This window comes from Flavobacterium sp. MAHUQ-57, assembly GCF_051908335.1.
In the GTDB taxonomy this organism is placed as follows: Bacteria; Bacteroidota; Bacteroidia; order Flavobacteriales; family Flavobacteriaceae; genus Flavobacterium.
Genome location: NZ_JBPZTE010000006.1, coordinates 1,550,550 through 1,565,289, shown reverse-complemented (window position 1 = coordinate 1,565,289; position 14,740 = coordinate 1,550,550). Strand labels below are relative to the sequence as shown.

Sequence of the window (14,740 nt, the reverse complement as noted above, 5' to 3'; positions counted from 1 at the left end):
TTTTTATTTCTTCTTTTTTTACGAATTATACAGTCATTTTGGGAAGAATATAAAAAGGCCAATTTGTGGTTAGCCTTTTCGTTGATTTATAATTTTGATTTGCATAATGGTTGCAATGCTCAATGCCTGTGTTTTGATTTGCTCGGCTTTTGCTCCTTTGAAAAAGGTATCGACCGTAGTATTGAAATGGTTTAACCAAATTTGAAACAATTCTGGTGTTAAATGTTCTTTTTTGTCAATGTCCAAATGAATGTCGGTGAGGTTGCGGGTGTAGCCTCCGGTACCTAAAATGGCTTGTGACCAAAACGTAACCAAAATGGGAAGGTGCTCCTGAATTTTAATTTTGACTACATCCGTAAAAATGTAGCTAATACTTGGGTCAGTCAATAGTTTTTTATAAAATTCATCTACAAGCAAGTAGAGGTCGTCTTGATTTTCTATGTCTTTCATGATGTAAAAATAAGGAAAAGCTCGGATTGTTTACTTCTCTAGTGGATGCATAAGCACTGTTTTTTTGAACAAAATGGGAGTAAAGAGGATAAAAAAAAAGGACTCCAACGGAGTCCTTTTCGTATTAGTTGATGTTCAACTTTTCCATGTGTAAGCTGATCTCTTTGTTTTTCTTGTCGTATTCTAACAATAAAACGCTTCCTACTTTTGCTGGTAAAGTTCTGAAGAACTTGTTGTCAGTAGTAAGGTAGATTTTGTCTTCTGTTAATTGACCTTCATCATAGATGATTGTTTTGAAAGCCAATTTGTTTTTCTCTCCTTTTAATCTTTCGTAATCGATGAAGTTAGCGTAGAATCTATCATTCGCTTTGTCTAACTGCGTGAAGGTATAATCGAATGCACCATAGTTTTTCAATGCGTGAGCATTCAATTGTGGGCTACCGAAATCAGATAAACTTGGCGCTCTTGATTTTCCTTTTTCGAATTCTTTAATTGAAGTCAATTTGAAATCAGAGTTGAATTTGAATACTACAGAGTTCGTAATTGTAATTTGAGTTACTGTATTTCCACCACCTAACATAGCACCAGCAATACCCATTGCACTTGCAGTTCTTTTGTAGAACTCACCAATAGCATAGTACTCGTTATTGTTAGTTTTTACGATGTTGTGGAAGTATACATATCCTTTGTCATCGATAAAGCTTTTTTCAGTTTTGAAAATTTTGCTTACGTCATTCGCCCAGCTTGTGAAGTTTTCTTTGATGGTTTTTCCAGTTACATCGATTACTTCTGTAAATAAACCTAAGCTTTTGTCAGCGAAAATGTTGTCACCTTCTTTGAAGTATTCTCCCATTAATACCACATTGTTGTTCGCATCCAAGAACGCATTGTTGATCAATCTTGGTTTTGCGTTTTTGCTGTATTCTTTTTCGAATAATAATTTACCGGTATTTACATCGATTACTTTCGTACGTAAAGTAATTTTTCTAGAAAGCAAACCTGGTTTTGAAGTTTCCAATGCAACTACTACTTTGTCGTTTACTTCAATAGGGTTGATTGCCAAAATTTCTTTTGATTCTTCAGGTGAATTGAATTCCCAAGCTTTACCACCATCAGTAGGGTAGTATTTCAAAGAGTAACCGATTTTTTTGTTGTCTTCAAATTTGTTGAAAAGGAATCCTTTATTGTCAACTGGGAACAATACGTTGAAGTCTCCTGTTTGTTGTGCCAATTGCAAGTACGCAATTTCTTTTTTCTCCAAAGGAATTTTAACGGTTTCTTTTGCGTTAGCTCCTTTGTCAAAGCTAAGTAGACTGATTTCTCTGTCTTTGAAATTAGCCATTGCAAACATCATAGCTTGGTTGTTAAAGCTACTTGTCATTAAGAACGTGTTCTTGTTGTCTACGTACGATTTTTTAGCAACCTCGTTTAAGTTTTTGTCTAAAATTTGAATAGCAAATTCAGCTTCTCCTTTTTTTAACTTGTCTACAAGGTAGTAGAAGTAATAGCCGTCTACATCCTTATTTTTATCTAAAATCGCTCCTGAATTTCTAAGGATGAAATTGTTTACCCCGCCAATTTTGCTGGTTTGAGAAAAAGCTGTTAGTGATAATAAGCTTATCACCAATGCTAAGAATTTGTTTTTCATTGAATTAAGATTAAATATTTAGGTTTTTAAAAAATTGCTCTATTTTGGCAAACTCCGGATTGTTTTTCATCAATTCCTTGTTTTTGGAACAGAAGGAATGTCCTAGTTTGCGTACGTTTTTAACTTCCAGATTATGTAGAAAGGTACGTACTTCGTTGAGGTGTTTCTCTTCTGAGAATGGACTTACCGGATCGACATACTTTCCGAATGAATGTTTAAGTTTACTATCGTAAGTACGTTTTAGTAAATCGGCAATCAAAAAGGTATAGCGTTCTTGGTCGATTTCTTTTCGATTGAATAATATCATGGTTTGATACAATGCCAAGTCAATTTTCGAATCGTCTATAAATATCAGGATGCTATTTTTGGCACTAATACTTTTGATTTCACGCAGGTTGTCAGACATTGCCGCCGTTCCATTGGCTTCGGATTTCAATAAAGCGTTCAACTGCTCAATACGAATCGGAATATCAGGATGCGTTTTTAAGGAGTCTTTGTGCATCGCATAATCATCCGCCGTTTCTTTCAAATCGAATAGGTTTTCTTCTTTGTTTAGCCATGCTTCTTTGAATGGATACTCCTCAAAATTAAAATGTTGTTTGATTAACGGATCTTCATTGAAAATCATCTCGTCGATTTTTTCTAATTTTTTCAACGCACTCACACTGGCCTTTTTGTCGTATTTTGTTTTGTTGAATAATGCTAAACCTAAGGAGTCGGCTTGTGTTTCTGCTTTTCTACTGCGTCGTAAAAAATTGTAATTCAAACCGGTTATCAAATCGTAAAAAGCTTTTCTTTTGCCGTATTCCTGACGGTCGATTTGTTTTACTTTCGATTTGAAATCCTTCGAATTCATTGTTTCAATATACTTTAACAGACTGCTGTCGTTGTGGTCCAACTGATAATGTGCAATCTCATGCGCAATGATGAAAGCCAATTCGTCATCGCTATCAATCAGATTGAATAAACCAAGATTGATCGAAAAAATTCCGTTCCCGTAGCATGCCGCATTAGGGATGGGTGACTTGTCGATAAGAAAATAAAATTTCTTCGCGTCTTTTATGTTGTTTTTTTGGTAAATCTCCGACAGAATCCCTTTTAGGTAATTGTTGATTTTCTTATCAAAAATATAGGTGCTATCTTCTATGGATTTGATGAAATTGTCTCTTCGTTCTTCAACAATTTTTTTGATGTCTTTTCTGTTCTTATCTCCAAGTTTTACTATTTTCTCTGCTGCGGCCGATTTGATGTAATTGTTTAAAGAATCTTTATTTGCCGGTAAATAGGAAAACTCTTTGCTTTGCGAAAAGCAAAACAAAGAGTTTAGTAAAATCATGTAAAACGATATTAATTGTTTCCTCATATTAATTTTCAATGTAAGCCTCAATTGGAGCGCATGAGCACACCAAGTTCCTGTCGCCGTAAGCATCATCTACACGACGAACCGTAGGCCAGAATTTATTGTCTGCGATGTAATCCAATGGATACGCCGCTTTTTCTCTTGTGTATGGTAAATCCCAAGTATCTGAAGTAAGCATCGCTAATGTATGCGGTGCATTTTTTAAAGGATTGTTTGGATTTTCGGCACTAGCTTCTGCAATTTCTTTACGAATTGAAATCATGGCATCACAAAAACGGTCTAGTTCAGCCAAATCTTCCGATTCGGTTGGTTCAACCATTAAAGTTCCTGCTACCGGGAAAGAAACCGTTGGAGCGTGGAAACCATAATCCATTAAACGTTTTGCGATATCACCCACTTCGATTCCGTTTTGTTTGAATTCGCGACAATCCAAAATCATTTCGTGAGCGGCACGTCCCATCTCACCAGAATATAAAACTGGGTAGTGTTCCTCTAAACGTGCTTTCATGTAGTTCGCATTCAAAATAGCATGTTCGGTAGAAGAACGTAAGCCTTCAGCACCTAACATAGTAATGTATCCGTATGAAATCAAACATACTAAAGCCGATCCGTATGGTGCAGCCGAAATAGCCGAAATAGCGTCTTTTCCTCCAGTAGCAATCACCGGGTTAGTAGGTAAGAAGTCAACTAATTTTTCGTTCACGCAGATTGGTCCAACTCCAGGTCCGCCACCACCGTGAGGAATAGCGAAAGTTTTGTGTAAGTTCAAGTGACAAACATCAGCCCCAATAGTTGCAGGATTTGTTAAACCTACTTGTGCATTCATGTTGGCACCGTCCATATATACCAATCCACCATTGTCGTGGATCAATTGCGTAATTTCGATAATTGTGGATTCGTAAACCCCATGCGTAGAAGGGTAGGTTACCATTAAACAAGATAAATTAGCTGCGTGTTCAATGGCTCTTGCTTTTAAATCTTCTACGTCGATGTTGCCTTCCGGAGTGGTTTTGGTAACAATGATTTTCATGCCTGCCATCGCTGCCGAAGCCGGATTGGTTCCGTGAGCCGATGATGGAATCAAACATACGTTTCTGTGACCTTCACCACGTGAAATGTGGTACGCACGAATAGCCATTAAACCGGCATATTCACCTTGTGCTCCCGAGTTAGGTTGCAATGAAGTGCCTTTGAAACCGGTTACTACATTCAATTGTTGCTCCAGTTTTTTCAACATGGTCATATAACCTTGTGCTTGATCAGCCGGTGCAAATGGGTGAATGCTATTCCAGTTCGGCATTGAAAGTGGCAACATTTCTGCGGCAGCGTTCAATTTCATCGTACATGAACCTAAAGAAATCATCGAGTGATTTAACGATAAATCTTTGCGTTCTAATTTTTTGATATAACGCATCAACTGGCTTTCCGAATGGTAGTTGTTGAATACGTCATGTTGTAAGAAAGTAGAAGTTCTTACTAAGTTATTTTGAATATTGATTTCAGAAGTCAATTCAGAAACATGAACTGCTGACTTACCTGCTGCTTCAGAGAAGATAGCAATGATGGTGTTGATGTCGGCAATTGAAGTTGTTTCATTGAAAGAAATCGAAACACAGTCTTTGTTAGGGTAGAAGAAGTTGAATTCGTTCTTCTCTGCAATCGCTTTCACTTTTTCTGCATCGGCTTTTACTAAAAGCGTATCGAAGAAAGTAGTATTCACTTGGTTGATACCTAAAGAAGCCAATGCTTTTGAAGTTGTCACTGCCGAAGCGTGTACTTTGTTAGCGATGTATTGTAAACCTTTTGGTCCGTGATATACAGCATACATACCTGCCATTACAGCTAATAATACCTGAGCAGTACAGATGTTTGAAGTTGCTTTTTCACGTTTGATATGTTGCTCACGTGTACCTAATGCCATACGTAAAGCGCGGTTGCCATTAACGTCAATTGAAACACCAATGATTCTTCCCGGCATTGAACGTTTGTATTCTTCTTTAGTGGCGAAGAAACCAGCGTGAGGTCCGCCAAATCCCATTGGAATTCCGAAACGTTGTGTTGTACCTACTACAACTGCAGCGCCCAACTCTCCCGGAGGAGTTAATTTTACCAAAGATAAAATATCCGCAGCAACAGCCACTTTAATTTCATTCTCAGTCGCTTTAGCAATAAATTGAGAATAGTCATGAACTTGACCGTATTTCCCTGGGTATTGTAAAATAGCCCCGAAATAATCAGCAGAAAAATCGAAAGTTTCGTGGTTTCCAACCACCAATTCGATGTTTAATGGAGTAGAACGGGTTTGTAAAATAGATAACGTTTGTGGTAAAATTTCTTCTGACACGAAGAATTTGCTCACGTTGTTTTTCTTTTGATCGCGAGTTCTTACGTCGAAAAGTAAAGCCATCGCTTCTGCTGCAGCAGTACCTTCATCCAATAACGAAGCGTTAGCAATTTCCATTCCGGTCAATTCAATGATCGTGGTCTGGAAATTCAATAAAGCTTCTAAACGACCTTGTGCAATTTCTGCCTGATACGGAGTATACGCAGTGTACCATCCCGGGTTTTCAAAAATATTTCTTTGAATTACCGGCGGAACAATTGCCGGGTGGTAACCCAAACCGATATACGATTTGAATACTTTATTTTTTAATCCTAACTGTGTGATGTGAGATAAATACTCATACTCAGTCAGCGCAGGATCTAATTGGATATCTTCTTTTAAACGAATTCCGTCTGGAAAAGTCTCATAAAGCAATTGGCTCATATCTTTTACGCCAATGGTTTTAAACATGTGTTGTAGATCAGTTTCCCTTGGACCAATGTGTCTTAATGCAAATGCGTCTGTTCTCATTTTGTTTGATAAATGCTATGTATAAAGTTGTGTGTTTAAAATCAGTTATGTATTCCAACAGCATTTTACGCTGAATAGGATGTCCTTCTTCATTGGAAATCACCTAAAATAATCTGATTTTTTGAGGAACAAAAGTAGCTATTATTTAGAAAACAAGTTAGTATTTAACGAAATTAATTTTAATGTTAAATTTCATGTAAATCTTCTTACATTTACTACTTAAAATTATTTAAAAACAACCTTCATCTTCTATGAAACTAACAAGGTTTATCGGGTTTTTCCTGATTTTTTCCGTTCTTTTTTCGTGTGGTAAAAAAGCGGCCGATTTTGATTCCAATTTTGAGCTTTTCAAAAATCACATTTCGGCTTTTACGTCCGGATTTGTTTCCGTCAAATCGGATATCAGAGTCCAACTTGCGTTTAACAATCCTGCCTGGAAACTCAACCAGGAATTAGACAGCGATTTGTTGGATATTTCACCCAGTGTCAGTGGAAAATTAATAGCGCTTTCGTCCAATACAATTGCGTTTGTTCCAAATGAAAAATTAGATCAGAATACCTTGTATCAGGTTTCACTGAAGTTAGATAAAATCACGAATGTTCCGAAGGAATTATCCGAGTTCAACTTCTCGCTGAAAACAATAAAGCAGGATTTTACGGTGACAACCGATGATATCCAATCGTCTGACAAAGAAACCTATTATATGAATGGGACTTTAAAGACAGCCGATTTTCTTGAGTTTGATGAAGTGAAAGAATTAGTGGAATGCAGCCAAAAAGGCGATGATTTGAACGTGATTTTTGATAAAGAGAACAGTTCAACAACCGAATTCAAATTTAGGGTGGAAGGCATCAAACGCTTTGATGAAGCAAGTGATATCACTCTGGCATGGGATGGTGATGATGCAGACATTGATACGGAAGGTAAAACGAAGATTGCCATTCCGGCTAAAGGCGATTTTAAAGTAATGGATATTAAGATCGGGGATGAAAATAACCAGTCATTGGTAATCAATTTTTCCGATCCGCTGAAAAAAGACCAGGACTTCAAAGGTTTGGTGGCCATTGAAAATACTTCTGACGTGAAATATGCTACTATGGGGAATGTATTGAAAGTGTATTTCAATAACCAGACTCCGGTGCAATCTGAAGAAGTTGTTGAGGTTACTGCAACGGAAGTGGAAACTATGGCTGTCGATTCAGCAGCAGCCGTTGTGGAAGCGGCAGCCGAAGCCGCGGCGGCAGTGGATGTGGATACTGCTGGAGTAGCTCTTGATACTGCAGCTGTTGCAGAACCTGTTGTAGAGGCAGTTGCCGACGAAGAATATGAGGAGGAAGAATATACACCGCCGGTTGCGAATACGGTCGCTGTTTCAGGAAATAAACTGGTGGAAGTATTTCAGGGTATCAAAAATGTCTATGGTGATGAAATGAATCAGAATTACTCGAAAAGAATCGATTTTGATCCGATCAATCCGGCAGTGAAATTTGTTAAAAACGGAACAATATTGCCAAGTTCCAATAATTTAAAAATCAATTTTGAAGCGGCTAATCTTAAAAAGGTTGACGTTAAAATCTATAAAATCTATAAAAACAACATTCTTCAGTTTTTACAGGATAACGAACTGAACGGAGCAAATAACCTCAAGAAGGTCAGTCAGCCTGTGGCTAAATCCACACTGGAACTCAAACAAAATGAATTGCTGGATTATACCAAGTGGAATACGTATGCACTTGATTTGTCTAAAGTAATTACCCCGGAACCCGGCGCTATCTATCGTGTGGAGTTTTCATTCAAGAAGAAATATTCTTTATTTAAATGTGCGGAGAGTACCGATGAAAATAATGGAGCTGAAGACGAAGAGGCTGAAGAGGATGACGTAAATTATAGCGGGAGCGGAAATTATGATTATTACTACGAAGAGGATTACGAATGGAGAGAAAGTCAAGATCCGTGTACCGATTATTACTATTATAATACGAAGGTTTCGACTAATATTCTGGCCACTGATTTAGGGGTAATTGCCAAAAGAGGAAATAATAAATCGGTGATGATTACAGTGAACGACATTGTAAGCACTGATCCGGTTGCAGGAGTTAAAGTGGAACTCTATAATTACCAACAGCAAAAATTGGCTGTATCGATTACTGATGGCGATGGTATGGCTCAATTTGATTTGAAGAAGTATGCGTATTTCGCCATTGTAACTAAAGGTGAGAACAGTACTTATGTCAAGTTGGATGACGAACTTTCCCTATCGGTGAGTAATTTCGATGTTTCTGGAGCAACGTTGCAAAAAGGATTAAAAGGTTTTATTTATGGAGAAAGAGGGGTTTGGCGCCCGGGCGATTCTATCCATTTGTCATTTATTCTGAATGATAAAGCGAATAAAATTCCTGCCAATCATCCGATAAAGTTCCGATTGAATGACCCAACAGGTAAAACCATATACCAAACCATTCAGAAAGCAAATGATTTGAATCATTATAAATTCGGATTGATTACCCAAAGTTCAGCCGTTACCGGAAATTGGGAAGCCATGGTAAGCGTGGGAGGTGCACAGTTTTACAAGAGTGTGAAAATTGAAACGATAAAACCAAACCGTTTAAAAATTAAAAACAGTTTCAATGAAGGCGTTTTGTCGGCATCAAAAAAGAATGCGAACACAGTTCAGGTATTGTGGATGCATGGTGCGGTTGCTAAAGATTTAAAAACGGAAGTTCAGGCTAAATTCTCCCAACAGGTAACCGCTTTCAAAGGGTATGACCAATATGTGTTTGATGACCCAACGCGTAATTTCTCTACGGAAGAAATCAATGTCTATTCCGGTAAAGTCAATCAGGAAGGGAAAGTAAGCTTCCCGATCAATCCTTCTTTACAGGGACAGGCACCGGGAATGCTGAATGCCGCATTTATTACCAAAGTATATGAAAACGGAGGCGATGTAAGTACTGATGTTTCTTCGGTAAAATATTCTCCGTATCCAACGTATGTGGGTATTAAAGCTCCGGAACCGAATAAATACGGATTACTTGAAACTGGAAAAAACAACCATTATGAGTTCGTGACTTTAGGTGAAAACGGAAGACCTAAATCCGTTAGAGGTCTTGAAATAAAAGTATATAAAGTGGATTCACGCTGGTGGTGGGATGAATCTTCAGATAACTTGTCTAGTTACAGCACCGGAACATCAACAACTGCTTATAAATCATTCGTGATCAATACGGATGCATCGGGTAGGGGAAGTTTGAATTTTTCAGTTGCGGAACAAGACTGGGGACGTTACCTGATTCGTGCTATTGATCCTAACGACGGACACGCTTCGGGACAAACAGTATTTTTAGATTATCCGTATTGGTCGGAGCGTTCTAAAAATACGGAAGGAAAAGAAGCTACCATGCTGCGTTTCTCAACCGATAAAAAGGAGTATGCAGTAGGGGAAAAAGCTAAAATTTTCTTCCCGTCAAGTGAAGGTGGCCGTGCGCTGATTTCGGTAGAAAACGGATCAAGAGTGGTGAAGGCATTTTGGGCTAAAACCAAAAAAGGAGAAACTCAGGTTGATTTAGAGATCACTTCGGATATGACACCAAATGTCTATATTAATGTAACGATGCTGCAACCGCATGCTTCGACTAAAAACGATTCACCAATCCGTATGTACGGTATTGTGCCTATCAGTGTGGTGGACAAACAAACGGTTTTGGAACCTGAAATTTCGATGCCGGATGTATTACGCCCGGAACAAAAAGTGGCGGTGAAAGTGAGTGAGAAAAACGGTAAGGCAATGACCTATACTATTGCAGTTGTCGATGAAGGGTTGTTGGATTTAACCCGATTTAAAACGCCAAATGCCTGGGATAGTTTTTATGCCAGAGAAGCGTTGGGTGTGCGTACCTGGGATATTTATGATAATGTTATTGGAGCATACGGCGGAAAAGTAAATCAGATCTTCAGTATCGGAGGAGATCAGGATGCAGGAGGTGCTCAGGCTAAAAAAGCCAATCGCTTTAAACCGGTCGTAATGTACTTTGGTCCTTTTAAACTGGGTAAAGGCGATTCGAAAACACATCAGATTAAGTTACCGAAATATATCGGATCGGTTAAAACAATGGTGGTGGCCGCCAATGCAGAAAACAGTGCGTATGGTATGGCTGAAAAAGCAACTGCTGTGAAAAGTCCGCTGATGGTATTGGCTTCTTTACCTAGAAAAATATCGCCGTCCGAGAAAGTAACACTTCCGGTGACTTTGTTTGCTACCGAAAAACATGTGAAAAATGTAACAGTCCAAGTGAAAACAAACAGTGCGGTAAGACTGGCAGGACCGGCATCACAAAAAGTATATTTTGCTTCGCCTGATGAAAAAATGGCGTATTTCGATCTGGTTGTAGGGAATACAACCGGAATAGGGAAAATTCAGATTATAGCTACTTCAGGCTCAGAAAAATCAGTGTATGATGTGGAAATTGATGTGATGAATCCTAATCCGGTGACAACGGCATTTACCGATGCGACTTTAGGTTCGGGTGCCAGTAAAACCATCAGTTGGAATAGCTTTGGCGTAGCCGGAAGTAATAAAGCAATGGTGGAAATATCATCAATCCCAACGATCGATTTCGGCAGAAGACTGGATTATCTGATTCAATATCCTCACGGATGTGTGGAACAAACGACTTCTTCTGTATTTCCGCAGTTGTATCTGACCGATGTCATTGATTTGGATGCCAGTAGAAAACAATCAATTCAACGCAATGTTTCGGCAGCCATTGAAAGATTGACCAGCTTCCAGTTGGCTAACGGCGGATTTAGTTATTGGCCGGGTAGCCCTGAAGCAGACGATTGGGGAACGAGTTATGCCGGTCACTTCCTTATTGAAGCTGAGAAAAAAGGCTATGCTTTGCCGGTGAACTTTAAAACAAAGTGGATTGCATACCAGCAAAAAATGGCAAAACAATGGCGCCATGAAAGTCAGTACCAAAGCGATTTAGGGCAAGCGTACCGTTTGTATACATTGGCTTTAGCCGGTTCGGCTGATTTGGCTTCGATGAATCGTTTAAGAGAAACACAAAAGATTTCCAACGAAAGTAAATTAAGACTGGCAGCGGCTTACGCGGTCTTGAAGCAAAATTCGGCAGGATTGGCTTTACTTTCTAAAACCAATATCACCGAAAGCTATTCGCCCTATTACTATTACAGCTATGGTTCGGAAGACAGAAACCGTGCAATGACATTAGAAACGTTGATACTCTTGGGACAAAAACAGAAAGCTTTTGCAATGGCTGTGACTTTGGCTAAAAGTCTCTCTTCAGATAATTGGATGAGTACGCAAACCACCGCTTATGCATTGTATGCGATGGCTAAATTTGCAAAATTCAACGGCGGTAAAGGAATCGATGTGCAGTTCACTTCAGGTGGAAAAACAGTGAAAATTACCTCGACAAAAGCGATTGCCCAACGTAATCTGACCGTAACTGGCAAGGCGAATAAATTGGCTATCAAAAACAATAAAAAGAACACACTGTTTGTGCGTGTGATCAATAGCGGAATCCTTCCTGTCGGACAGGAAAAAGTGATGAGCAATAATGTGGTGGCCAAAGTAGTTTTCAAAGACCGAAAAGGAAATGTGGTTAATGTGAGTAAAATTAATCAGGGAACTGAATTGATTGCTGAGGTGATTTTAACAAACCAAAAAGGAGAGTTTGTGCCTACTATTGCTTTAACCCAGATTCTTCCGTCCGGATTTGAAATCGTCAATACGCGCTACACGGATTATGGTAATGCTACCGAAAATCTCGCTGATTATATTGATATTCGGGATGATAGGGCTAATTATTATTTCGGATTGAAATCAAGGGAAACACGTGTTTTCAAAATGTTGATCAATGCCTCTTATTTGGGTAAATATTATTTGCCCGGTGTACAATGTGAAGCCATGTATGATAATAGTTTCATTGCTCGAAGTAAAGGACAATGGATTGAAATTGTAAAATAAATGTTTAGTATCTGACAGGTTTTTAGGACCTGTCAGTTTTTATAATATGAACAGTAAAATCAAACTGGATAATTTTCCACGACTGGTAAGGATAATTAATTGGATAAAATTAAACCGCATCAAATCTATTTTGGGTTTTGTATTGCTGTTGACGTATTATTTTTCGTTACCACGGACTTTATTTGTGGAGCCTTTTTCGACTGTAATTGAAAGTAAGGAAGGCGATTTGTTGGCAGCTAAAATTGCCCGTGACGGACAATGGCGTTTTCCGGAACAGGATTCCATTCCGGATAAATTCAAACAATGCCTGATTTATTTTGAGGACGAACATTTTAATTACCATTTCGGATTTAATCCGGTTGCCATGGCAAAAGCGGTGAAGCAAAACAGAACTGCTGGAAAAGTAGTGCGTGGCGGAAGTACGATTACCCAACAGGTTATCCGTTTGTCCAGAAAAAATAAAAAAAGAACGTATTTTGAAAAAGTTATCGAAATCGTTCTGGCCACCCGATTGGAATTCAGACATTCCAAGGAAAGGATTTTAGAGTTGTACGCGGCTCATGCTCCTTTCGGTGGAAATGTTGTGGGTGTTGAAATGGCGGCATGGCGGTATTTTGGTGTACAGCCACATCAGCTTTCTTGGGCAGAAAGTGCCACATTAGCGGTTTTACCTAACGCACCCCGACTCATTTATCCCGGAAAAAACCAAGAGAAGCTATTGCAAAAAAGAAATGCATTGCTGAAAAAATTAATGGATAATGGGATCATTGATGCCATGACTTATGATTTGTCTTTACGGGAACCATTGCCTCAAAAACCCTATATGTTACCGCAAATTGCGCCACATTTGTTGGAGAAAGTTGCTTTGGAGCATGAAGGGCAAAAAATTAAAACAACAGTTGATCTTTCATTACAAAACAGAATCAACCAAATTGTAAAACAATACCACAGTCAGTACAGTCAAAACGAAGTGCATAACATGGCCGTTTTGGTAATTGATATAAAAAACAGAAATGTGATCAGTTATGTCGGAAATACTCCAACAGATGTGCTGCATGATAAAGATGTGGATATCATATCGGCACCCAGAAGTACAGGAAGTGTGCTCAAACCCTTATTGTTTGCTTCGATGCTGAATGACGGTGAAATTTTGCCCAACACACTTGTTGCTGATGTTCCAACACAGATTTCTGGTTATTCACCGCAAAATTTCAATCTGACTTTTGATGGCGCAGTTCCGGCACAAAGAGCGTTGTCGCGCTCATTGAATATTCCTTCCGTATTAATGCTTCAGGAACATGGTGTGCATAAATTTTATGAAACGCTGCAACAGTTCCAATTGAAAAATATCAATAAGCATCCGGATCATTATGGATTGTCGTTGATTTTGGGTGGAGCCGAAAGTAATTTATGGGATTTATGTCAAACTTATGCAAATCTTACGTCGACACTGAATTATAACATTCAGAGTTTTGGGAAATACCGTGAGGATGAATTTTCGGATTTGAATTATCAATACGACTTCGAACAGGATTTTGGTGACGAGACTTCAGAAAAGCCAATTCTTGGAGCGGGTTCTATTTTTTTAACGTACAATGCCATGAAAGAAGTGAATCGCCCGGAGGCGGATGAAGCATGGCGCTTTTATGATTCGTCACTTGAAATCGCATGGAAGACAGGAACGAGTTTCGGGAATCGTGATGCTTGGGCAATTGGAACCAATAGTGATTATGTGGTTGGCATTTGGGTGGGCAATGCTTCTGGAGAAGGGCGACCTGAATTAACGGGAATTGATAGTGCTGCACCGGTTTTATTTGATGTTTTCAATCTTCTGCCGAGAAAAAAATGGTTTACAGCTCCTTCGTATGATCTGGAAACTGTTGAATGTTGTTCGCTCAGTGGGCATTTAGCACAGGATAATTGTCCTAAAACAGAACAATTGATTCCTAAAAATGATAAGAAAACTAAAGCTTGTCCCTATCATCAATTAATCCATTTGGATGCGACACGACAATATCGGGTGAACAGCACTTGCGAAAATGTGGAGAATATAGTTGCTCAAAGTTGGTTTGTGTTGCCTCCGGTGATGGAATGGTATTATAAGAACCTTCATATTGATTATAAGCAATTGCCGCCTTTTAGGAATGACTGTCAGGGTGCACAACAGGCAAGTATGGGTTTTATTTATCCTAAAGGGAACAGTACCATTTACTTGACTAAAAATTTTGAAGGAAAAATCCAGCCTGTAGTCTTAAAAGTAGCACATAGTAACCGGGATTACAAATTGTTTTGGTACATTGATAAAGAATATAAGGGAACCACTCAAACTTTCCATGAAATGCCTGTTGTGGTCAATACAGGAAGGCATTTGATTACTGTAGTGGATGAAAAAGGAACTGAAATCAAACAGAACGTTGAAATCGTGAATGATTAGTTTT

General features: G+C 38.7%; 6 protein-coding genes. 2 read left to right on the top strand and 4 right to left on the bottom strand.

Translation table 11 applies throughout. From position 1 onward, the window contains the following. Window positions 1-69: 69 nt before the first annotated feature. The 4 genes from ACS8MM_RS07710 to gcvP form a co-directional block, all read right to left on the bottom strand. A complete protein-coding gene (locus ACS8MM_RS07710; RefSeq protein WP_379714896.1) occupies window positions 70-450 on the bottom strand; it encodes a group III truncated hemoglobin in 381 nt (126 codons plus the stop codon). Between the two features lie 124 nt (window positions 451-574). Continuing rightward, window positions 575-2,098: a DUF6770 family protein gene (locus tag ACS8MM_RS07705; RefSeq protein WP_379714894.1), complete on the bottom strand. Its 1,524-nt coding sequence runs from the start codon at window positions 2,096-2,098 to the stop codon at window positions 575-577. Window positions 2,099-2,108: 10 nt separating this feature from the next. After that, on the bottom strand, window positions 2,109-3,434 hold the full coding sequence (locus tag ACS8MM_RS07700) for a M48 family metallopeptidase (protein ID WP_379714892.1): 1,326 nt from the start codon (window positions 3,432-3,434) through the stop codon (window positions 2,109-2,111). Between the two features lie 28 nt (window positions 3,435-3,462). Further along, window positions 3,463-6,312 carry an aminomethyl-transferring glycine dehydrogenase gene (gene gcvP / locus ACS8MM_RS07695; protein WP_379714890.1) on the bottom strand — a complete coding sequence of 950 codons (2,850 nt, stop codon included), beginning with the start codon at window positions 6,310-6,312 and terminating at the stop codon, window positions 3,463-3,465. A 251-nt stretch (window positions 6,313-6,563) separates the two neighbouring features. Here gcvP and ACS8MM_RS07690 point away from each other — a divergent pair, with 251 nt between their 5' ends. Both ACS8MM_RS07690 and pbpC read left to right on the top strand, forming a co-directional pair. Next, window positions 6,564-12,302, top strand: a complete 5,739-nt coding sequence (locus ACS8MM_RS07690; protein WP_379714888.1) for an alpha-2-macroglobulin family protein — start codon at window positions 6,564-6,566, stop codon at window positions 12,300-12,302. A gap of 46 nt (window positions 12,303-12,348) precedes the next feature. Next, window positions 12,349-14,736, top strand: a complete 2,388-nt coding sequence (pbpC, locus tag ACS8MM_RS07685; protein WP_379714886.1) for a penicillin-binding protein 1C — start codon at window positions 12,349-12,351, stop codon at window positions 14,734-14,736. Window positions 14,737-14,740: the final 4 nt, after the last annotated feature.

What these genes read in the sequence shown, in the direction of transcription:
- ACS8MM_RS07700 (WP_379714892.1), bottom strand. Translation starts at nt 3,434, where the DNA reads ATGATTTTACTAAACTCTTTGTTTTGCTTTTCGCAAAGCAAAGAGTTT.
- ACS8MM_RS07690 (WP_379714888.1), top strand. Translation starts at nt 6,564, where the DNA reads ATGAAACTAACAAGGTTTATCGGGTTTTTCCTGATTTTTTCCGTTCTT.
- ACS8MM_RS07710 (WP_379714896.1), bottom strand. Translation starts at nt 450, where the DNA reads ATGAAAGACATAGAAAATCAAGACGACCTCTACTTGCTTGTAGATGAA.
- pbpC (WP_379714886.1), top strand. Translation starts at nt 12,349, where the DNA reads ATGAACAGTAAAATCAAACTGGATAATTTTCCACGACTGGTAAGGATA.
- ACS8MM_RS07705 (WP_379714894.1), bottom strand. Translation starts at nt 2,098, where the DNA reads ATGAAAAACAAATTCTTAGCATTGGTGATAAGCTTATTATCACTAACA.
- gcvP (WP_379714890.1), bottom strand. Translation starts at nt 6,312, where the DNA reads ATGAGAACAGACGCATTTGCATTAAGACACATTGGTCCAAGGGAAACT.